This window comes from Collinsella aerofaciens, assembly GCF_039758815.1.
Classification (GTDB): domain Bacteria; phylum Actinomycetota; class Coriobacteriia; order Coriobacteriales; family Coriobacteriaceae; genus Collinsella; species Collinsella aerofaciens_BP.
Genome location: NZ_JBDMSK010000029.1, coordinates 1 through 22,033 on the forward strand (window position 1 = coordinate 1; position 22,033 = coordinate 22,033).

The following is a 22,033-nucleotide window of genomic DNA, read 5'->3' on the forward strand; positions in this document are numbered from 1 at the left end:
GGCCTGGCGTCAGCATGCCGCGATTCAGTCGCGCGGGCAGCATTTCCCAGTTGACAAAACTATAGGAACACCCCCCTGAACAGAATCACCGTTATCGGTTGACGGTGCGGCGATTGCCGCCAGCGGCGACATGAGCGGCTGAGCGATGAGGCCCGCCGTCAAAACGGTTGCGACGGCGCGGTTAGCAACGCCCTTGACGTTGACAGTCTTGGCCCGAGGCCCAAAGTGTTGTGGACTGTAGTTTGCCATGGCTTTCTCCCTTTGACACGGATGTATCCATACGTATCAAACGGTAGCTGTCGATTTTTGAATTCTGTTGCGCAACATTGGCGACCAGCGTATTTTTTGAAATTCACGCTCTCGTGCTTCACAGTTTCGTCACATTTGAAGGAGCTGGTGCATCATATTCTTGCAGGATCGAATTGAGCCTATGATTTGCATTTGCTCCCGCGTCATCCGCCCTATCGGATTCCGCATCCAACAGACACCCCGCCCGCCACGGTGTAGAGTAAGGGCGACGAGCGGGATACGCGGACCGCGCTGGAACGAGGTAAACATGGAACTCGATAAACAACAGCTCAAGCGACTGCGCGAGCGTCATCATCGTCGTCACGGCATCCGCCCCGCTCATAGCGAAGCCATGGAAAACATCACCCGCTTCCTCAAGCGCGCATTCAACATTCGCGAGGGACGCGCGCCCTATCACGTGATCCGCAAGCGTTTTGTAAACGGAGCGCGTCTGACTGGCTCCCACCTATGCATCCTCATCATCGCCATGCTCATCGCGAGCATCGGCCTCGATATCGACTCAGACATCGCCATTGTGGGCGCCATGCTCATCTGCCCGCTTATGGGGTCGGTCCTTGCCATGGCATATGGCATCGCCACGCTCGACCGCGAGATTACCGTCGAGGCCATTGCCAGCCTTGCGCTGCAGATGGCCTTTTGCCTGGTCACGTCCACGTTGTATTTTAAGCTCTCGCCCCTTGGCACCACCACGGCCGCCATCATCGACAACTCGACGCCCACCGTGTGGGACCTTGCCGTCGCCCTCGCGGGCGGCTTTGCGGGTGGCCTGGGCAACTCGCGCGACCAGGAACCCGCCACGCTCATCGCCGGCGTGGCCGTGGCGACCGCGCTCATGCCGCCCCTGTGCGCGGCGGGCTACGGCATCGCCATCGCAAGCGGATCGCTGTTTCTCTCGGCGCTCTACGAGTTTGGCATCAACGTGGTCTTTATCGCACTGGCTGCCGAAGCCGTGCTGCTTCTTTTGCGCGTGCCGCTCAAGCGCGACCTGAACGGCGACGGTATTGTGACCGCCGAGGAAAATGCCGAGGTCGACGAGCTGTCACGCAAGGTGCGCCGCCGCATTATTGTGGGCACGGTGATCTTTGCCATCCCCTGCATCGTTATGACCGCGGGGTCTATTGGCTCGGCGCAGGCCGGCGTGCAGGACGGCTACGGCGTCACCGAGACCACGCGCGAGCTTGCGGCGGTGCTGCCAGGCTTTAAGGATTACACCGTCGCCGTCGAGACCTCGGCTACCGAAGGGGACGAGGAGGGCCTTGTCGAGCGCCAGACTGTCGCCCACGTGACGACAAGCGAAGCGCTCGGGGCGCACGACCGTCACGTCGCCCGTAAGCTCATCGACCTTAATGTGCCCGATCTCGATCGCGTGGAGTTCGATGTGAAGTGATGCGGGATGTGAGATGGATGCGCGCACAGGCGCGAGTCGGAACGAGACGCGACGCAGGCCGCGAGCAAAAAAGCGGCGCGCGATTCATGTCCGCGCCCCGCTCGCTGTTTTATTGCCGTGAATCAGACGTCCGCATCGACATCGCCAGACTCCACCGTAAACGCCGAATCGGTGCTCACAAGATAAAATCGGGTCACCTTGCCATCTCTAAATAGATAGAGCTGGCCCTGCTCGCGTCGGCGCGATATATACGCAACGTGAACCGTGCCGAATTCTTCGCCGTTTTCCTTCTTTAATACCAGGATATTGGGATCGTTCGTACGCTTAAACTGCCCGTCTGTGCAGATTCCGTCTTTGTCGACCAGCTGCCATCGACAGCCATCCTCCTCAAGAAAGGCCAGGATTTCCCGACTCGTTTTGTCATCCCGATAGTAACCGTCAACGGCAAACCCTTCGGAAGCGCATTCCTGCATATAGGACGTTTCTCGGCTTATAGCAAACAGCCCTGTAGCGCCCAGTAGCACAGCCAAGCAGACCACTGCAAGGGTTATCGAAATAGCGCGGCGACCCATGTTAGCCCAACCGATAGTTGTTTAACGGAGCGCGAAACATACCTGGAACCTCCGATATCAGGGGGAACGTCGCCAGCAGGCTGGCGACAACTATATGTTTCTAACATCAAACCATATGGCTACCACTCGCGGAGGGGGCATCGGCGAACGGCGTGTTTTCATACTCTATTGGTCAAACCTAAGCGTGGCTCTACAGCTCGTACTTGTACACGCGATAGATGTACTTCTCGGCTTCCATCTCGTAGGTGGCGATGGGCAGTCCATAGCGATCGTACTCAGTAAAGGTCTTGGCCTGGCCCGATGCCACGAGCATACTATTCGAATCGCCGACGCGCTGTGCACTACTTACGTAGCTCGAGAACGGCACTGCGATCTGGTCCACAAGCTCGTAGGTGCGCGCGGTCACGTCCACCGTAAAGATTCGCCCAAACGAATGCGTTCCCTTGCTATAGTCGGTCACCACCGCGGCGCCCAGCTGACCCCAGTCGAACTTGGGATAGCTTTCTGCCGCACCAAAGTTGTTGTCGTACAGTAGCACCTGGTAGCGAGCGGTTGCCGCCGTATCGGAGCTCGGCAGATAGGTCACACTGTGCTGGCCTGCGTTGAGCGAAAAATCGCCTTGGGCCTGCAGCAACTTGTCTTCAAAGCCCGAACCGGCCCAAAACTCTGGCGAGCCCACGGAAGGCTGTAGCAAGGTCATTTGCGCAACATATGTCCAGCAAAAACGGGTGGTAGCCGGTACGGCTACCACCCGTTTGTCCCATATCTAGCCCATAGCAGGCCAGTTACTTCTTAATGCCACGCCCCAGACGCTCGGCGACCGACGCCACGGCCTCCTCGCTGGCCGGCCCGCAGCTCACGCAGCCGTCATGGGCACGCATCTGGCCGGTGACCTCGTCCATCGCGAGCGGCGCCACCTTCTCGAGCTTAAAGCCCTTGCCGGCGCGCATGTTCTCCTTGGCCACGCTAATCATGAGCTTAATGCGGTTGAGCTGGTTGACCTCGGACGCGCCGGGGTCGTAGTCCACCGCGACGATATTGCTCTCGGGGTGCTGGCGGCGCAGCTCCTTGATCACAGCCTTGCCCACCACGTGGTTAGGCAGGCACGCGAAGGGCTGCGTGCAGATGATGTTGGGCGCACCGTGATCAATCAGGTCGAGCATCTCGGCCGTGAGCAGCCAGCCCTCGCCCATGTTGTTGCACACCGAAAGCACCGTGCGGGCCTTGTCGGCCATGGTGCCGATGCGCTCGGGCGCCTCGAAGCGGCGAGACTTCTCGAGCATCTCCTCCACCGGCGTGCGCATCCAGTCCACAAGCTTGATGAGCGCTTGCATGCCCGCGCGCGTCGTAGCAGAGCTACCCAACTCGTCCTTCTGCAGCTCGGCGTTGCTCATGGAGTACAGGAAGAAGTCGAGCAGGCCCGGCACCACGGCCTCGCAGCCCTCGCGCTCGATGACATCGACCACGTGGTTGTTGGCCGTAGGGTGGAACTTGACCAAGATCTCGCCGACCACGCCCACGCGCGGCTTAGTACCCTCGCCCACGAGCGGCATGGTGTCGAACGCTCGGATGGCCTCGCGGCACAGCTTGGTGTAGTTGTGGCGGTTAAACTTGGGCGCCAGTTTACGGGCGCGCGCCATGTACTCCTCGTAGAGCGCGTTGGCGGCACCGGGCGTGGCCTCGTACGGGCGGCAGCGGTAGAGCATCTGCATCATCACGTCGCCAAAGAGCACCGCGTAGACTGCCTGCTTAAGCAGCGCCGGCGTAATCTTAAAGCCGGGGTTATCCTCGCCGAGTGCCACTGCCGAAAGCGAGATCACCGGAATCTCGGGGTGGCCGCTCTCGCGCAGGGCCTTGCGGATGAGTGCGATGTAGTTGGTGGCACGGCAGCCGCCGCCGGTCTGGCTGATGACCACGGCCGTCTTGGACAGGTCGTACCGACCGCTCTCGATGGCCTCCATGATCTGACCCGTCACCAGGATCGACGGATAGCAGATGTCGTTGTTCACGTAGCGCAGGCCGGCTTCGACGGCATCGTGGTCGGTCGAGGGCAGCAGTTCCAAGTTGTAGCCGGCACCGCGGAACACCTCTTTGACCAGGTCAAAGTGGATCGGCGCCATCTGCGGGCACAGGATGGTGTAGCCCTCGTCGCGCATCTGCTCGGTAAAGGGCACCTTGGGCCATGCGGTCGAAGCACTCTCGCGCTGCGCCGCAAACGTGTACTTACGGCTCGCGAACGCGGGGGCATCCATGGAAGGCGTCACCGGCGCGGCATCACCCTGCTCGTAGGCCTCGCCCGCGGCCGTGGCCTCGGCCAAGCGCTCGGCCTCCTGGTCCTTGAGCGCCGCCATGAGCGAGCGGATGCGGATGCGCGCGGCGCCCAGGTTGGACACCTCATCGATCTTGAGCACGGTGTAGATCTTACCGCTGGCTTCCAGAATCTCCTGCACTTGGTCGGTAGTCAGGGCATCAAGGCCGCAGCCGAAGGAATTGAGCTGGATCAGGTCCAGGTCGTTGCGCATCGTCACAAAACGGGCGACGGCGTACAGGCGGCTGTGGTACATCCACTGGTCGACGACGCGGATGGGGCGCTCGGGCTTCACGAGATGCGCAAGCGAATCCTCGGTAAAGACCGCAAAGCCAAAGCTCGAGATAAGCTCGGGCAGGGCATGGTTGATCTCGGGGTCGTTATGGTAGGGACGACCGGCGAGCACGATGCCGTGACCGCCGTGGTCCTCGACCCACTTAAGAGCCTCCTCGCCCATAGTCTGGATGTCCTCGTGGAAACGCGCATCGGCCTCAAAGGCGGCGTTGACGGCGGCATCGACCTCGGAGCGCGTGATCTTGGGTCCACGCACGCGACCGCGACCAGCCTCGGCATCGGCCACGCGGTCGACGGCGAGCACCTGGTACAGGCGGCGCTTGAGCTCGGTCTTGTCGTGATAGGGCACAAACGGGTACAGGAACTCGATGTTCTGCTCGCGGATCTCGTCGATGTTGAGTGCCAACGCCGTGGGGTAGCTCATGACGATGGGGCAGTTGTAACAGTTGCCGGCGGTCGGATCCTCCTTGCGCTCCCAGCGCACGCACGGCATCCAGATGAAGTCGACATCGCGGTCGATAAGGTTCATCACGTGGCCGTGGCTCATCTTTGCCGGGTAGCACACACTCTCGGACGGCATGGACTCGATGCCCGCCTGGTAGGTCTTTTTGCTCGACTGGTCAGACAACTGCACGCTAAAGCCCAAGCGCGTAAAGAACGCGTGCCAGAAGGGGTAGTTCTCGTACATGTTGAGCGCGCGCGGGATACCCACGGTGCCGCGCGGGGCCTCGTCGGGACTCAGCACCTCGCGGTTAAAGAGCAGCTCGTTTTTCTTTTTGAAGAGGTTGGGGGCCTCGGTCTTCTGCTTTTTGTGGCCGGCGCCCTTCTCGCAGCGGTTGCCGGTAATGAAGCGCCTACCGCCGCCAAAATCGTTGACGGTAAGCTGGCAGTTGTTGGAGCAACGGCCGCAGCGGACATGCTTTTGCGTCACGGTGAGGTGCGCGATGTCCTCGGCCGAGAGGATGGTCGAAGTGCCGTCGGCGCCAGCGCGATCGCGGGCGAGCAAGGCAGCGCCATAGGCGCCCATGCAGCCGGCGATATCGGGACGCACGGCATGAACGCCGGTGAGCTGCTCAAACGCGCGCAGCGTGGCATCGGACATAAAGGTGCCGCCCTGGACGATCACCTGGTTGCCGATCTCCTTGGGGTCGCGCAGCTTAATGACCTTGAACAGGGCATTCTTGATGACGGAATAGGACAGGCCGGCCGCGATGTCGCCCACCGTGGCGCCTTCCTTTTGCGCCTGCTTGACGCGCGAGTTCATAAAGACCGTGCAGCGGCTGCCCAGGTCGACGGGGGCCTTGGCATGGATGGCGGCGTTGGCGAACGCGCGCACGTCCATGTTCATAGAGACGGCGAAGCTCTCGATAAAGCTGCCGCAACCCGACGAGCAGGCCTCGTTGAGCATGATGTGCTCGATGACGCCGTCCTTGACGCGCAGGCACTTCATATCCTGGCCGCCGATGTCCAGGATGAACTCGACGCCGGGCAGGAATGCCTTGGCGCCGCGCAGGTGCGCAACGGTCTCGATCTCGCCGGAGTCGGCCTTAAGGGCCTCGATGAGCAGTGCCTCGCCGTAGCCCGTGGTGGTCACGTGGCCGATGGTGCAGCCCGCGGGAATGTGGTTGTAGAAATCGGCCATGATGACCTTGGCCGTACCCAGGATGTCGCCGTTGTTGTTGCCGTACCAGGTGTGCAGCAGTTGGCCGTCCTCGCCCACGAGCGCGGCCTTCATGGTGGTGGAGCCGGCGTCGATACCGATGAAGACGCGGCCGGTGTAGCCGTCGAGCTTGCCCTTGGGGACGACTTCCTGGTCGTGGCGACCCTTGAACTCGGCAAAGTCCTCGTCGGTGGCAAAGAGCGGATCCAGACGCTCGACCTCGGCACCCTGTGTGTCGCCCAAGCTGTCGATGGCCTCGATGAGCTGCGGGAACGTGCTGAGCTTGTTGGACTCGTGCGCCATGGCGGCGCCGCTCGCCACAAACAGGTGGGCGTTTTGGGGCACGATGCGGTGCTCCTCGTCCAGGTTGAGCGTGAGGTAGAAGCGGTGGCGCAGCTCGGAGAGGTACTGCAGCGGGCCGCCCAGGAAGGCGACGTTGCCGCGGATGGGACGGCCGCACGCCAGGCCCGAGATGGTCTGGGTCACGACAGCCTGGAAGATTGAGGCGGCCACGTCCTCGGGGCGGGCACCCTCGTTGAGCAGCGGCTGGACGTCGGTCTTGGCAAAGACGCCGCAGCGGCTGGCGATGGGATAGATGGTGGTGGCGTTGGCCGCGAGCTCGTTGAGGCCGCTCGCGTCGGTGTGCAGCAGGGTTGCCATCTGGTCGATGAATGCGCCCGTACCGCCGGCGCAGGTGCCGTTCATGCGCTGCTCGATGCCGTTGTCAAAGTAGATGATCTTGGCGTCCTCGCCGCCCAGCTCGATGGCGACATCGGTGGCCGGGATGAGGGTCTCGACGGCACGCTTGCTGGCGATGACCTCCTGGACAAACTCCAAGTCGAGCCACTGGGACAGCAGCAGGCCGCCCGAGCCGGTAATGGCGCAGGTCATTTGGGCAGCCGGCAGCACGGTCGCAGCACCCTCGAACAGGTCGCGGGCGCAGGCACGGACGTCGGTGTGGTGGCGCTGGTACTTGGCGTAGACGATCTGGTTGTCGTCGTTGAGCACGGCGAGTTTAACGGTGGTGGAGCCCACGTCGATGCCCAAGTGCAGGTTGCCACGAGCGTTCTCGGGGTTGAAGATCGCGCCTTCGGGGGCGTGGGCGGCGGCTACGGGCTCAGTAGCGGTAGCGGGCTCGCTAGTGACGGACGCCTCCCCTGCCACGTTCTTGGCATCAGCAACAGCCTCGGCAACTTTCTCGGCAGCAGCGGTCGCAGCCTTCTGCGCAGCGTCCATCACGGCGGGCGCGGCCTCGCGTGCGGCTGCGACCACACGGTCCTTAATGCCCTCGACGAGTTTACTCATCTGTTTCTCCTCTTAGTAGTTGGACTCGACGGTTGCGGCGGTGTCGGCCGCGTCCTCGAGCTGCAAGTTCAATAGCTTCATGCCGTATTCCGGCACGTTGATATCGATGGGTTGGCCATACAGGTCACCAGGACGAACAAAAGCGAGCACCGTCATAATGCGCGCCATGGCCTCGGGCGATTCGGTGAGCCCACGCTCAAACCAGCGCTGAATCATGCCGACCTCGGCGCTCACGACGTAGGTGACGTAGTAGTCAAAGAACGTGCCCAGCGCCAGGCCCAAAATGCCCGTCTGCGCACGCGGCACCACAGCCTCACGCGCGGTGTCGATAATCCTTTTAATGAAGGCCTGGTCGCCGCCCGGACCCAGCAGCGCACCGATTAAGTCGCGGTTGGCCGCAAGATAACGCAGCAGCTCAACCGAACCGGGCGCCGGCTCGAGCTCATCGATGTTGTGATAGAGATCAGGCAGCTGAGCTGCGGTGATGAGCTCAATGCGCTCACGGATCTCGGCCAGCAAGCCGTCCTCGATTTGATTGATAAAGTCGGGAATATCGCGGTAGTGCGAATAGAACGTGCGGCGCGTAAGGCCAGCGCGCTCGGTGAGCGACGCGACATTAATGCGCGAAAGATCGCCGCTTTCGGCAAGCTCGCTGGCAAGTGCCTGGCGAAGGGCACGCTGCGAGCGAAGGGACCGGCGATCGCATTTCTCGAGCTGGGACAAGCGTCCTCCTTGTTACTCAGCCTGTGCGCTATTGCACAGTGCGAGTATTATTGCACACCGTGTGCATCAACACGTAAAGGCAATATTTTGGATGTGACGAGGGGGGGCAGTCCCTTTGTCACATTATTCGATGACGGTGCGGGAGTTCTGTTTGCGCATGGTGGCGAGCATGTGTTTGGGGACGGCGTGGACCATGCAGCTGCCGATGGTCGCACTCGCGGCGGCCTTAGCTGCATCACTGCCGTTTTTGGTCGCGTAGCTGTGGCGGAAACGCTTGAGCATGGCGATGTCGTTGCCGCCGTCTCCATAGACCGCGACCTCGTCCTCGGCAATACCGTAGTAGCCCGCCAGCCAGGCCACGCTCTCGCCCTTGTTGCACGCCACGTCCGTGATTTCGAACATCACCGGATCGAACGGCGCGTTGACCACGCGGTCCGAGCGCTCGGCCAGATACGCCTTAAGGTCGCGCTCCAGCTCGGGCGAGGTCACGCGACAGTTGATCTTGCACACATCGTGGCGCAGGATGTCACCGATCGACTGGTCGAAGTACTGTTCCTCGTGGTACCCGCCACGCGCACGCATGCCGCGCATCACAATACGCTTGATGGGGCTGTCCTTTTTAAAGCCCGCCTGGTGCATCTCGAACGAACCGCTCGAGAACATGCCGTCGGGCGTAGAGCAGTCGAAGCAAATGTCCGGGAACGCCTTGAGCAGTTCCTCAGTGACCTGCGGATCGATGGTCCAAGTCTTGAGCACCTCGCCATGGCTGTCGCGCACGATGGATCCATTGGAGCAGCAGGCGTCAAGCGCCAAGCCCGTAAAGCCATGCTCGCCGATCGGCAACGTCGAGCGTCCAGTCGCGGGAACCACGTGCAGGCCAGCCTCAGTCAGCTCGCGAATGGCGCGGCGGATGGTCCCATCCGCCTCGTGCAGGGCGTTCAGCAGCGTTCCGTCTAAGTCACTCGCGAACATCTTGATCATGGACATGCCTCTCCTTCGTCTGCCCGATATTGTAGACGAAGGAGAGGCATGTCCAAACAATGCCGTCCCGGCGCGGCGTACCACCGCCTTCACAAATTCACGGTGCCCCAGCGCGTTAAGACAATCGCCGCAATCGATTTTTCAGCCGATAAAACAGAGCCGTCGTCAACGTCAGCACCGCCAACATGGCTGCGAATACAATCGCCGGTGTCCATCGATCATATGCAACCCCGTACGTCAATTGGCCGATAGGCGTTGCGCAGGAAAGGACCATGTAAACGACCGAAAGCACTTTTCCGCAGAGCTCAGTCGGCGCTACCCGCTGAACAAACGCGATGATTTCAACCGACGTAATGCTCGCCCACACCATGACCCATGCCGAACCAACCGCAAACACGGTGAACACGCATACATCTACGCCGAACAACAGCGTAACAATAATCGGCGCGACTCCAAAACAGATCATCGCAACATATCGGCATATGCCATTGAAAGAAAAACGATGCGGCCAAATGCCGACCAAGCCACTGCCGGTAAGACCACCCAGGCCCAGAGCAACCTCAACTATCCCAACGCAGGACGATTGCATGCCGAGATGCTTTGTAACAATAATGGGAGCGCCAATCGTTGGCCCAACCAACGCAAGGTTCAAAACTGCCGCAAGCAAAATCACAGCGACCAATGATGCATTTTACAACAGATACCGAATCGACTCCCGAAAATCGTTTCGGCATGTCGTGCGAGTCGCGCCGTCTCTCATCGTTTCAGATGAGGCGTTTTGCTTGAGTGCGACCCCAAACAAGAGAGCTGAAATCGCAAACGCCACCGACGCGGTTGTGCAAAGAGCATCGATGCCAAAGCACCCATAGACTGCCGTCCCGACCACAGGACCCAAGATATTGCTCACCATGGTCATCTGCGAAACCAATGCAGTGGCCCGCTCAACCTTCTCTTCACCCGCCATACGCACCGTCTCAATTTGGAGCATTGGCTTTAGCAGCGATTGAACACCATATTGAACACAAAGTATCGCTACTACGACGACCGCAAGAGGCAACGAGCGCTTCATGGGGATAGACAGCAGTGATGCAGTCATCAGAGCAATGCCGAGGGACACGAAGACCTCGCGGTGTCTTCCCCGATCCGCTAAGATCCCACCAGCCGGAGTTGCGAGTACGCCGGGTATGAACGCCGTCGCCACGACGGCGCCATATAACGTTGACGATCCACTGCAATCGAACAAGTAAAGTGGATACGCAAAGCACAGCGCCGACAGCATCGAATACGTGCACAGCTGCGCAACCAGAAGTTCCGCGAGCCTGATTGACCGCACTGTTTTTGATTTCAACGAGACGCCGACGTCTCTCAGCCCAGCCATAAGCCCACCCCCTATACATATCACTAGTATGTATTTAATGACTTGAAAAGGGCAGCCGTGGCTACCCTCACAAATCAATTACATACCGTTGGTATCTATATTACCACCCGGCGCGGTCCCATACGTCCCAAATCTGCGCCGTTGTCTGAAGCACTTCATTACCCAAATCGAGCCCCACCGCGGCAGCCATCTGCGCCAAACATTGTGCGCGAGCGAGCATTCGCTCCTTGGGCTCGAGCGGACGGAACAATGGCAGCAGCCAAAGATTCGCCAACAACGATACGGCCTCCGCCGCTTCGCGCGGGCATTCGCACGCAATGGAGCCGTCGGCGATGCCCTCCTCGATCACTGGCAAGAGACAGCCATCGGCCGACTCGTCAAATGAGCCCTGGTACTGCATCGCCAGTAGGCGCGAGCTTTTTACCGGATCTGCTGCAGGACGCATACGTGCCCATAGCTCAATTTGTGGAACAACAGACTCGGGAGCGTACAGTCGCTTGAGCTTTTGGGCTCCGGTCATATTACCGACGCCAAGCATCGAGCGGCGGTGCTCAACAATCGGAGTCATCGCCCGATCAAACGCGGCGTTGAAAATCTCTTCTTTGCTCTTGAAGTGATGATAGACAGCGCCCTTGGTCATGCCGTCGAGACGGTCAACGATATCTTGAATACTCGTCCCCTCATAACCCTGTGCGCAGAATAGCTCCAGTGCCGCGTCGAGAATCTTCGCGACCGTCTCCTCGGGATATTTATTGCGACCCATAATCCGCCCATCCGCAACGCAAGTCTTGTGCCTCATTGCAGCATTTTAACGTTGCGGATGGCAGACGGTCGATTCTACACCGCGGCCGGGCCGTGTTCGCCGGTGCGAATGCGGATGACTTCTTCGACCGGCTCGACCCAAATCTTGCCGTCTCCAACGGCACCGGTGCGGGCGGCATTGCAGATGATGTCGACAATTCCGTCAACGTGCTCATCAGCGCAGATGAGGGTGAACTGCACCTTGGGGATGGTATTGACGAGCAGTTCGTTGCCGCGCACGTATTCCTTCCAGCCATGCTGTGCGCCGCAGCCCTGCACCTGGTTGATAGTCATGCCGCGAACATCAGCAGCAAACAGCGCATCTTTGAGAACCTCAAGCTTCTCCTGGCGCACGATAGCCGTAATTTTCTTCATAATGAATTCCTCTCTTTAGTAAAGAAATGAATTGCCATTCAATAACGCGGGTTTTCCAAGTGCCCGAGATTGCCCCGAAAGAGGAGCGCCGCGTACTTCGGTACGCAAGCGACGGTTTGAGGGGCAAGGTCGGGTGCTTGGGAAAGCCGCGCTGCTAATCGAGTCCGGAGAAAGAAGGATATGCGCTCTCGCCGTGCTGACTCGCATCCAAGCCCAGCGCCTCATCGGCCTCGTCCACGCGCAGGCTACCGTGGAACAGCACCTTGACCACCGCGGCGACCACCAAGTCGAGCACCAGCACAATAACGACCGTCACCACAATGCCCAGAACCTGCGAGACAAGCAGCGACACGTCGCCCGTGTAGAACAGGCCGCCCTTACCGGTCCACGAGAGCTCCGGCACGCAGAACAGGCCCGTGAGCACACCGCCCAAGATGCCGCCGATACCGTGGCAACCGAACGCGTCGAGCGCATCGTCGTAGCCAAACTTGGTCTTAAGATGGCTGATGGCCAGGTAACAGACGGGCGAGACGATCAGGCCCATGACCAGCGCTGCCCACGGCTCGACAAAGCCCGCACCCGGCGTGACCACCACAAGGCCCGCAACCAGACCGGTGCTGGCACCCACCAGCGTGGGGCGACCGGTGTGCACGCGCTCGACGGCAAGCCACGAGACCATGCCCGCCGCGCTGGCCGTCACGGTGTTGAGGATGGCGAGCGCCGCCACGGCGTCGGCCTTAAACTCGCTGCCGCCGTTAAAGCCAAACCAGCCAAACCAAAGCAGGCCGGCGCCCAGCGCCACAAACGGCACGTTATGCGGACGATAGCTCACCATGCCAAAGCCGCGACGACGGCCGAGCATTAAGCAGAGAATCAGGCCCGTAAGACCGGACGAAATGTGCACCACGTCGCCGCCGGCAAAGTCGAGCGCTCCGATGATGTCGCCGATAAAGGAGCCATCGCCGCCCCAAACCATGTGGGCGAGCGGCGCGTAAACCACGAGCAGCCAAATGCCCAGGAAAGCCGTCATGACACCAAACTTAACGCGACCTGCCAGGCTGCCCGTGACGATAGCGGCGGTGATCATGGCAAACGCCATCTGGAAGGCGATGTTGATGATCTGAGGATAGACGGCACCGTCCGTGGCATTGCCCTCGGCCGCCTGCAGCACCTGGTTGAGCACCGGTAGGCACAGCAACTGGTCAAGGCCTCCAATAAACGGGCTGGAACCGTCGCCGCCGTAGGCCAGCGACCAGCCAGCAACAATCCACAGTACACCAACCAGGCCAATGGCGCCAAAGCACATAAGCATGGTGTTGATGACATTTTTGCGCCTGGACAGGCCGCCATAGAAAAACGCCAGACCCGGTGTCATTAAAAACACGAGCATGGTGCAGATGAGCATAAACGTTGTCGATCCCGTATCGTACATTCGCTCCCCCTTTGTCGCATGAACGTTGTCGGCGCTCATGATGCGGCCGAGGGGCAACTGGTGTAGACCAGATACGGCGTTGTTAAACGCTGCGTTGTCGAATGGAAACGGTGCCGCAATCTTGGAAACGGCGCGGCAACGGGCGCGAAACGAACGGGAAATACGCGAGCAAGGAAGCCGCAAACACGCCCGTCCCGGCTAGCGGCGGAACAGCTCGCGGGCTCGGTCGCGGAGGTCGGTAGCTCGGATGACGCCCTCGTAACGATTGATGCGCAGACGCGGGAAGGCGTTAAAGAAGCGCAGGTCACGACGGCTGAGCGACACACTCGGCACCGGACGGCTCATGCGCTTGCCGGCAAGGCGACGACTGAGCGACGGACGCGGCATGCTCGGCGCGACATCGGCAACGCGGCGGGCAGCGAGCGCCAGGCCGCGAGCACCATCCGAGATAAACGTCGGCATCGAAGCCTTCTCGCGCAGGGCATCGAGCGCGGCGTCACCCAGCTCGGCCAGCCACGCGTTAACGGCACGGCTACGGATGTGCGTCTGTGCCACCGAGTCAATCGTAGAATCGGGAATACGTTCGAGCATTGAGTCCGAGGCATCGGCAAGCGACTCATTGATGCGGTCGGCAAGGTCGGCACGCACACACTCCAGCTGATCGGACAGACGCCGCCAGCTGGCCAACGAGCACACCGCATCGACCATCATCGCGACCGCGACGATAAAGGCGGACAGCCGCACAATCAGCACCGGCAGATGGCCAAGCAGCCCCAGCAATGCCGGCTCCACTAAACGGCAAATGCACAGTGCACCCAGGCCAAACGCGCAGGCCCAGTACAGGCAGATGCGTCCGTGCAGGTTAAACGGCAGATGCGAGTAATCCCAAAACCGGGCACCCGTCGTTTTTTCCAACAGCACGCCCACGCTATATTCGATCACGCTGCATACGAGCGCGGCAGCGACAAACTGGCTCGAGGCGTCTGGGATTCCACGCAGCAGCAACCAGCACGCAATGCCGCCCGCACCGTAGATGGGACAACACGGCCCTAGCAAAAAGCCGCTGTTGGCAAAGCGTCCGTGGTTGAGCATGGCGCAGACTGTCGACTCCCATACCCAGCCGCAAAAACCGTAGAAGGCAAACGAGAGTACCAGCGCCGAGAGCGGACAGGCGGCAAGCGTCGCGCCGTCAAATGCCATGTCGATCGCGGTTCCCACCGTCTACCCACTCCTCTTTTCGTTCGATTCGCTGCTCACGTCATCGTCCGCCCTGTCTTTGCGCGGCAGACGGCCGGCAATCGTCTCGCGCAGCGCGCACCATTTATCCGCCAGGCACACAATCCATGCCTCGCGACACGTCGGCGGCACCGGCACCAGCGGAAACATATGACGCACGATGATATTCCGCTCGCGCGACGTCAGCTCAAAATCTTCCTCCGCACGCGCCAGGGCAAAAAACGGATGCCGAAATCCGTGCAGTCGATGGCTCGGGTCGGGGTCATGCCAATCGTAGAGAAAGTAATCGTGTAACAGGGCCCCGCGCAGCAGCGAGGCACGGTCGACCGAAATGCCAACACGGCCCAGGTGCTCGGCAAAAGACAGGCTCGCCCGCGCCACCGAGGTCACATGCGCATAGACCGTCACGTCGCCATGCTGGATAAACTCACACGTCAGGTCCAAGCGGCCCGCCTGGGCCAGCTGACGGGCGGCATTGTCGACCTCGCGCGCGATACTCTCGGCACGAACGGTATCGGACATGCGGCCTCCTTCCAGCGGCTCTCGGCGGCAAGTCGCAGCCTGCACGCAATGAATAAAATCATCATCGAATTTACTAGTATGGCATCGGACAAAACGTTTTGCCCCGCCAGTTGGCGAATTACCGCGCCGCCGTCACATATCAAACGCCAAAATGTGCGAGACTGTCTTGTGCAATTGTGCCGGCCGAGGGAGTGCCGGCGCACGATTCGCATGGAGTAACCCACAACGATGCTGCTTACGCAAACGACAACGCCCGAGGACGTCAAGGCTCTCGACCGCGCCGAGCTTCCGCTGCTCTGCGGCGAGATCCGCCACGCCATCCTCGAAAGCTCCGCCGCCGTCGGCGGGCACGTTGCCCCCAACCTGGGCGTCGTTGAGCTTACGGTCGCGCTCCATCGCGTGTTTAACTCCCCCACCGACAAAATTGTCTTTGACGTTTCGCACCAGACCTACGCCCACAAGGCGCTGACTGGGCGCGCGTACACTTATATCGACCCGGCACGCTACGGCGAGGCCTCTGGCTTTGCCAATCCCGACGAGTCCGAACACGACCTGTTCGCCATGGGCCATACCTCCACGTCGGTGAGCCTGGGCTGCGGCCTTGCCCACGCGCGCGACCTGGCGGGCGACAGCTACAACGTCATTACCATCATTGGCGACGGTTCGCTTTCGGGCGGTCTGGCGTTTGAGGGCTTTAACAATGCCGCCGAGCTCGACAGCAACTTGATCATCGTCGTCAACGATAACGACCAGTCCATCGCCGAAAACCACGGTGGCCTGTATCGCAATCTGGCCGAGCTGCGCGCCAGCAACGGCACCTGTGAGCGCAACGTTTTCCGCGCGATGGGGCTCGACTACCGCTATCTGGACGCCGGTAACGATGTGTTGGCCCTAGTCGACGTGCTGCAGGAACTGCGCGATATCGATCATCCCATCGTGCTGCACGTCTCCACCGCGAAGGGCAAGGGCTTTGAGCCGGCCCAGAGCGACCCCGAGCGCTGGCATCATGTAGGTCCGTTTGACATGGCGACTGGGCGCAAGCTCTGCCCGGGCCATCCGAGCGAGCCTGCGCCGCGCACCTATGCCGACATTACGGGCGAGGCCCTGAGCGCTGCCATAGAGCGCGATCCGCAGGTTGTGGGCATCACGGCCGCAACGCCCTACATCATGGGCTTTACGCCCGAGCTTCGCGCCGCGGCAGGCAAGCAGTTTGTTGACGTGGGCATTGCCGAGGAGCACGCCGTGACCTTTGCTACCGCGCTTGCGCGCTCGGGCGCCAAGCCAGTCTTTGGTGTGTACGGCACGTTTTTGCAGCGCGCCTACGACGAGCTGTGGCACGACCTGTGCCTCAACGACGCCCCCGCAACCATCCTGGTATTTGGCGCGTCGATCTTTGGCACCACATCCGAGACGCATCTCTCGTTCTTTGATATTTCCATGCTGGGCGGTCTTCCCAACATGCACTACTTGGCGCCGGCCTGCATGGAGGAATATCTGTCCATGCTGAGCTGGTCGCTCGATCACCGCGAGCATCCCGTGGCGATTCGCGTGCCGGGCATTGGCTTGGTAAGCCGCCCCGACTTGGCGCCTGCCGAGGACGCCGATTACGGCGCCGTTCGTTACAACGTGGTGCGCCAGGGTCGCGACGTGGCCGTGCTCGCGCTTGGCGATTTCTTTGAGCTGGGCGAGCGCGTGGCAAACCGCTTGGCCGCCGAGTGCGGTATCGAGGCCACGCTCGTCAACCCTCGCTTTGCAACCGAGCTTGACCGCGAGTTCCTCGACAGCCTTGCCGCCGAGCATCGCGTTGTCGTCACCCTCGAGGACGGCATCTTGGACGGCGGTTGGGGCGAACGCGTCGCGTGCTACTTGGCCTGCACGCCCGTGCGCACGCGCACCTTCGGCATCGCCAAGGGCTTCCCCGACCGCTACGACCCCAACGAGCTGCTCGCTCAGAACGGCATGACGGTCGAGAACATGGCCGCCGAGGCCGTAAGGCTACTCAACGAGTAAAAAACCTCCGCAAGGGAAGCACCCATGCGGAGGTTTTTATTTTCGCGGCGCGAAAAACGAATAGCCGTTCATACGCGATCTCCATACTTATATATGCGTCGCGTTGCCGCCATTATAGCGACCGCCGCGAGCGACCACGCCGTCCGCGAAACGCCGTCTCAGCAGCAATAACCGACGTTTTCCCAGATAAAACCTACCAAAATAGACCTGTCCCTTTTTGGTAGGTAGAATAACCTATAAGACAAGTATGTTTCTGAGTTATTTCGTGTTGACCCATTTGAGCGGGATGGGGTATAACTCTACTCAACCGCTAGGGATTTTATTGAGAAAGGTGTTCTCCTATGAGCAAGAACCTCTCCCAGCAGGTCGTTCTCGACCGCCGCGGCTTCGTTGCCGCCACCTTCGCAACCGTCGCCGGCCTTGGTCTTGCCGGCTGCTCCGACACCAGCGCCGAGGCCGACAAGGGTTCCGCCGCCGGTTCCTCCAAGAGCTCCGAGGGTACCGAGGCTTCCACCACGCTCGACGCCAAGGCATTCGACAAGCTCGTTAACAACGGTCCCAAGGCCGATGACGATGCCATCGCCGTCAGCACCTGGGCCACGGCCGTCAAGGACGCCGGCGTCTTTAAGATCGGTGGCGTTCAGACCTCCACGCTCTTCTCCCTCCTCAACGAGAAAGACGGTCAGACCCGTGGCTTCGATGCCGGCATCGCGCAGCTCCTGTCCAACTACATTCTGGGCGAGAACAAGATCGAGATCACCCAGGTGACCTCGGACACGCGCGAGTCCGTCCTACAGAACGGCCAGGTCGACGCCGTCTTTGCCACCTACACCATCACCGACGAGCGCAAGAAGCTCGTCTCCTTTGCCGGTCCCTATTACTACACGCAGCAGGCCATCCTGGTGCTTGCCGATAACGACGACATCAAGAGCGTCGACGACCTGGCCGACAAGAACGTCGCCGTCCAGTCCGGCTCCAACGGCCCCGCCATCCTGGAGGAGTTCGCTCCCAAGGCCAGCCAGCAGGAGTTCAAGACCGACGAGGAGGCCCGCCAGGCACTTCAGCAGGGACGCGTTGACGCCTACGTCATCGATAACAACATGCAGCAGAGCGCCCTGGTCCGCGAGCCCGGTAAGTACAAGATTGCCGGCAAGCCCTTCGGCAGCAAGGAGCCCTATGGCATCGGTCTGCCGCTCGATTCCGACGGCGTCGCCTTTGTCAACGACTTCCTCAAGAAGATCGAGGATGACGGCACCTGGACCGAGCTGTGGCAGATCTGCATTGGCGACCGTACGGGCGACACCAATGTTCCCGAGCTGCCCGAGATCGGCGCCTAGGCAGCGAGCCTAGTAACGGCCGCTACGAAACCATACGGAAACGCACGATGCGCTTTATTGCGCTAAACTGTTTCCTCACTGAGTTGTCGGGGCTTCCGTACACACGGGAGCCCCTTTCCTTACCGGCGGGAGGTCCGCATGAGTCTCTCCGAGCTCTGGTCGCTCTATGGCCAGAACTATATCGACGCGCTGCTAGCAACCTGGGGCATGACGCTTGAGTCGTTTGCCATCGCCATGGTGCTGGCCGTCGCCGTCACCGTGATGCGCGTGTCGCCGCTCAAGCCGCTGCGCGTCTTTGGCGACCTGTATGTCCAGGTCTTCCGTAACATCCCCGGCATCGCGCTGCTCATTATCGTCGTCTATGCGCTGCCCCCGCTCAAGGTCGTCCTGCCCTACCGCACCTGCGTCATCGTCGCCACAGTGCTCTTGGGTTCTGCCTTTGGCTCCGAGAACTTTATGAGCGGCATCAACACCGTCGGTGTCGGCCAGGTGGAAGCCGCCCGCTCGCTGGGCATGAGCTTCAGCCGTATCCTCGCCAAGATCGTGATTCCGCAGGCGCTGCGCTCGAGCGTGCTGCCCATGACCAACCTCTTTATCGCCGTCATGCTCACCACCGCGCTCGGCAGTCAGGTGCCGCTTAAACCGCAGGAGCTCACCGGCGTGGTGAGCTACATCAACACGCGCTCGCTCGGCGGCGTCGCCGCGTTCTTTATCTCGGCGCTCGGCTACCTGGGCACGGCCTTTGTGGTGAGCCACATTGGCAACTATATCGATAAGAAGGTGAGGATCCTCCGATGAGCAAGCACTCCACCTCCGCGCTCACCATGCGCGATGCGCTCTACGAGGCTCCCGGCCCCAAGATGCGCGCCAAGATTCGCGTCGGCACCGCCATCTCACTTGTTGCCGTGGCCGCGCTCATCGCTCTGGTACTGCAGCGCTTTTATGTGACCGGCCAGCTTTCGGTCCATTACTGGTACTTCTTTACGCACCTCACCACCTGGAAGTTCCTGCTTGCCGGTTTTGAGGGCACGGTAAAGGTCGCGCTCACCGCCGGCGCCATCGCGCTGGTACTGGGCTTAGCCCTCATGCTCGGCCGTACCAGCGACATCAAGCCGCTGCAGCTGGTCTGCCGCGTGCTCACCGATTTCTTCCGTGGCGTGCCGAGCCTGCTGTTCATCTACTTCTTCTTTTTGGTGCTGCCTCAGTACAAGATTTCACTGCCGTCGTTTTGGATGCTCACGCTTCCCGTCGCGCTCGCTGCAGCCGGCGTACTTGCCGAGATCTTCCGCGCCGGCGTCAACGCCGTGCCGCGTGGTCAGGTCGAGGCAGCCCAGGCGCTCGGTCTCTCCAAGGCCAAAATCACCTTTAAAATCGTATTGCCCCAGGCGATTCGGTTTATCATTCCGTCGTTGATTTCGCAGCTCGTGGTCGTAGTCAAAGACACCACCGTCGCCTACGTGGTGAGCTACCCCGACCTCATGCAAAATGCCCGCGTGCTCATCACCAACTACGACGCGCTCGTATCAGTCTATCTGGTGATCGCGGTCATCTACATCCTCATCAACGTCGCGATCAACAAGGCCGCTGTCTACGTTTCGCACAAGACCGGCGCGACCATCATCCGCTAACGCTTTACCATTTCGAGTCATAAGGAGCCGAGCACCATGGCACAGAGCACCTCATCCACCGGCAATCAGCCGCTGATCGAGCTCAGACACGTCGATAAGCACTACGGCGATCTGCACGTCCTCAACGACATCAATCTCTCGGTCGACCGTGGCGAGGTCGTCGTCGTGATCGGTCCCTCGGGCTCGGGCAAGTCGACCATGTGCCGCACCATCAACCGCCTGGAAACCATCGACTCGGGCGAGATCCTCATCGAGGGCGAGCCCCTGCCGCAGGAAGGCAAGGATCTTGCCCGCATGCGTGCCGAGCTGGGCATGGTGTTTCAGCAGTTCAACTTGTTCGCACATATGACCGTACTGCAGAACGTCATGCTGGGGCCGGTCGACGTGCTGGGCGTGTCCAAGGAGGAGGCTCGTGAGCGCGCCATGGACCTGCTGGGCCGCGTGGGCGTTGCCGAGCAGGCCGATAAGGTGCCCGCACAGCTCTCGGGCGGCCAGCAGCAGCGCGTAGCCATCGCCCGTTCGCTCGCGATGCAGCCCAAGGCCATGCTCTTTGACGAGCCCACAAGCGCCCTCGACCCCGAGATGATCAACGAGGTGCTCGAGGTCATGGTCCGTCTGGCCCAGCAGGGCATGACGATGATCGTGATTACGCACGAGATGAACTTTGCCCGTCGCGTGGCCGACCGTGTCGTGTTTATGGCAGGCGGTCAGATCGTGGAGACCGGCACGCCCGACGGGTTCTTCGACCACCCCCAGACCAAGCGCGCCCAAGACTTCCTCAACTCCATCAAGGGCCACTAGCCCAATTGCCATATCTGCTCGCCATGACCATCCAAACTCGAAAGCAACACCTATGATCGGAACTCGCACTTCATCGTCATACACCCCGCACGTCAACGTCGACCCCGCCGACCGTCCGCTCATCCTGGTGGCGCCGCGCTGGGAAGAGGCGAAGCCTTTTTTAAGCGAAACGCTCTCCCCCAACGAGGAAATCGCAAGTGTCTTTGTCGATGCCATCCTTGCCGCCGGCGGCCTGCCGCTGCAGATGTCCATCACCGAGGACATTGAGGTCATCCGTCATTACGTCGATATCGCCGACGGCATCGCCATTCCCGGCGGCCCCGATGTCAACCCCAAACGTTGGGGCGATGATCGACCCTACGACCCCACCCTCTGCTGCGAGATCCGCGATAGCTTTGAGTTTAAGCTGGTCGGCGAGGTACTCCGCGCCAAAAAGCCGCTCTTTACCACCTGCCGCGGCACGCAGTTGCTCAATGTCGCCACTGGCGGCACCCTGTGCATGGACGTGCCGAGCCTGGGCGCTCGCGAGGGCCGCACGCAGTGGCGCCATACCCACGTGCTCAACGACCCCGTGCATCCCGTCGAGGTCGTGCCGGGCTCGCTGCTCGACCGCGCGGTTGGCGGACACAGGCTGATCCAAACCAACTCCGCACACCACTGCTGCGTCGATCGTCTGGGTAAGAGCACGCGTTTGGTCGCCAAGGCAACCGACGGCGTTCCCGAGTGCATCGAAGTCGAAGGCCAGCCTTTCTGCCTGGGCGTGCAATGGCACCCTGAGTACACGTGGAAGACGCTCGAGACCGACTTTAACCTGTGGAAGTCGTTTGTCGAGGCGGCGGCAAAGGTAAAGCAGGCCCGCTAGCTCGCGAACCACTCAGGTTAAAGCCTCCTAAGCCGGGGGGGTGTTCCTATAGTTTTGTCAACTGGGAAATGCTGCCCGCGCGACTGAATCGCGGCATGCTGACGCCAGGCCA

The 22,033-nt window shown here is 60.8% G+C and carries 19 protein-coding genes; 7 read left to right on the forward strand and 12 right to left on the reverse strand.

The window, feature by feature from the left end:
* The first annotated feature begins 556 nt into the window (after positions 1–556).
* Positions 557–1,696, forward strand: a complete 1,140-nt coding sequence (locus ABHT90_RS09140) for a DUF389 domain-containing protein (RefSeq protein ID WP_346982284.1) — start codon at positions 557–559, stop codon at positions 1,694–1,696.
* Between the two features lie 122 nt (positions 1,697–1,818).
* Here ABHT90_RS09140 and ABHT90_RS09145 read toward each other — a convergent pair whose 3' ends face one another.
* From ABHT90_RS09145 to ABHT90_RS09200, 12 genes are all read right to left on the reverse strand, one after another.
* Positions 1,819–2,268 (reverse strand): hypothetical protein, encoded by a 450-nt coding sequence (locus tag ABHT90_RS09145; protein ID WP_346982285.1) that lies wholly within the window; start codon positions 2,266–2,268, stop codon positions 1,819–1,821.
* Between the two features lie 190 nt (positions 2,269–2,458).
* Positions 2,459–2,968 (reverse strand): aryl-sulfate sulfotransferase, encoded by a 510-nt coding sequence (locus tag ABHT90_RS09150; protein ID WP_346982286.1) that lies wholly within the window; start codon positions 2,966–2,968, stop codon positions 2,459–2,461.
* An 85-nt stretch (positions 2,969–3,053) separates the two neighbouring features.
* Positions 3,054–7,835 (reverse strand): acyl-CoA dehydratase activase-related protein, encoded by a 4,782-nt coding sequence (locus ABHT90_RS09155; protein ID WP_346982287.1) that lies wholly within the window; start codon positions 7,833–7,835, stop codon positions 3,054–3,056.
* A 12-nt stretch (positions 7,836–7,847) separates the two neighbouring features.
* Positions 7,848–8,558: a TetR/AcrR family transcriptional regulator gene (locus tag ABHT90_RS09160; protein WP_346982288.1), complete on the reverse strand. Its 711-nt coding sequence runs from the start codon at positions 8,556–8,558 to the stop codon at positions 7,848–7,850.
* A 123-nt stretch (positions 8,559–8,681) separates the two neighbouring features.
* The gene (locus ABHT90_RS09165) at positions 8,682–9,545 is read right to left on the reverse strand and encodes an HAD-IIB family hydrolase (RefSeq protein WP_346982289.1); all 864 of its coding nucleotides are present in this window, start codon (positions 9,543–9,545) and stop codon (positions 8,682–8,684) included.
* A gap of 109 nt (positions 9,546–9,654) precedes the next feature.
* Positions 9,655–10,221, reverse strand: a complete 567-nt coding sequence (locus ABHT90_RS09170; RefSeq protein ID WP_346982290.1) for an MFS transporter — start codon at positions 10,219–10,221, stop codon at positions 9,655–9,657.
* 9 nt (positions 10,222–10,230) lie between these two features.
* Positions 10,231–10,917 (reverse strand): MFS transporter, encoded by a 687-nt coding sequence (locus tag ABHT90_RS09175; RefSeq protein ID WP_346982291.1) that lies wholly within the window; start codon positions 10,915–10,917, stop codon positions 10,231–10,233.
* Between the two features lie 100 nt (positions 10,918–11,017).
* Entirely contained in the window at positions 11,018–11,680 is a 663-nt protein-coding gene (locus tag ABHT90_RS09180) for a TetR/AcrR family transcriptional regulator (protein WP_158549320.1), read from the reverse strand.
* A gap of 74 nt (positions 11,681–11,754) precedes the next feature.
* A complete protein-coding gene (locus ABHT90_RS09185) occupies positions 11,755–12,093 on the reverse strand; it encodes a P-II family nitrogen regulator (RefSeq protein WP_099432138.1) in 339 nt (112 codons plus the stop codon).
* 154 nt (positions 12,094–12,247) lie between these two features.
* On the reverse strand, positions 12,248–13,525 hold the full coding sequence (locus tag ABHT90_RS09190) for an ammonium transporter (RefSeq protein ID WP_346982292.1): 1,278 nt from the start codon (positions 13,523–13,525) through the stop codon (positions 12,248–12,250).
* A gap of 198 nt (positions 13,526–13,723) precedes the next feature.
* Positions 13,724–14,743, reverse strand: a complete 1,020-nt coding sequence (locus ABHT90_RS09195; protein WP_346982293.1) for a putative ABC transporter permease — start codon at positions 14,741–14,743, stop codon at positions 13,724–13,726.
* Between the two features lie 3 nt (positions 14,744–14,746).
* Positions 14,747–15,283: an HD domain-containing protein gene (locus tag ABHT90_RS09200; protein WP_346982294.1), complete on the reverse strand. Its 537-nt coding sequence runs from the start codon at positions 15,281–15,283 to the stop codon at positions 14,747–14,749.
* A 228-nt stretch (positions 15,284–15,511) separates the two neighbouring features.
* Between ABHT90_RS09200 and ABHT90_RS09205 the strand changes: the two genes are divergently transcribed.
* The 6 genes from ABHT90_RS09205 to ABHT90_RS09230 all read left to right on the forward strand — a co-directional run bounded on the left by ABHT90_RS09205 (position 15,512) and on the right by ABHT90_RS09230 (position 21,921).
* The gene (locus ABHT90_RS09205) at positions 15,512–17,293 is read left to right on the forward strand and encodes a 1-deoxy-D-xylulose-5-phosphate synthase (RefSeq protein WP_346982295.1); all 1,782 of its coding nucleotides are present in this window, start codon (positions 15,512–15,514) and stop codon (positions 17,291–17,293) included.
* A 341-nt stretch (positions 17,294–17,634) separates the two neighbouring features.
* Positions 17,635–18,630: a glutamate ABC transporter substrate-binding protein gene (locus ABHT90_RS09210; RefSeq protein ID WP_089572306.1), complete on the forward strand. Its 996-nt coding sequence runs from the start codon at positions 17,635–17,637 to the stop codon at positions 18,628–18,630.
* A gap of 138 nt (positions 18,631–18,768) precedes the next feature.
* Complete coding sequence (locus ABHT90_RS09215; protein ID WP_022094657.1) at positions 18,769–19,428, forward strand: amino acid ABC transporter permease; 660 nt, start codon at positions 18,769–18,771, stop codon at positions 19,426–19,428.
* Positions 19,425–20,258: an amino acid ABC transporter permease gene (locus ABHT90_RS09220; protein WP_117629933.1), complete on the forward strand. Its 834-nt coding sequence runs from the start codon at positions 19,425–19,427 to the stop codon at positions 20,256–20,258. The genes ABHT90_RS09215 and ABHT90_RS09220 overlap by 4 nt, the downstream gene beginning before the upstream one ends.
* Positions 20,259–20,294: 36 nt before the next feature.
* Entirely contained in the window at positions 20,295–21,059 is a 765-nt protein-coding gene (locus ABHT90_RS09225; protein WP_346982296.1) for an amino acid ABC transporter ATP-binding protein, read from the forward strand.
* Positions 21,060–21,111: 52 nt separating this feature from the next.
* On the forward strand, positions 21,112–21,921 hold the full coding sequence (locus tag ABHT90_RS09230; RefSeq protein WP_346982297.1) for a gamma-glutamyl-gamma-aminobutyrate hydrolase family protein: 810 nt from the start codon (positions 21,112–21,114) through the stop codon (positions 21,919–21,921).
* Positions 21,922–22,033: the final 112 nt, after the last annotated feature.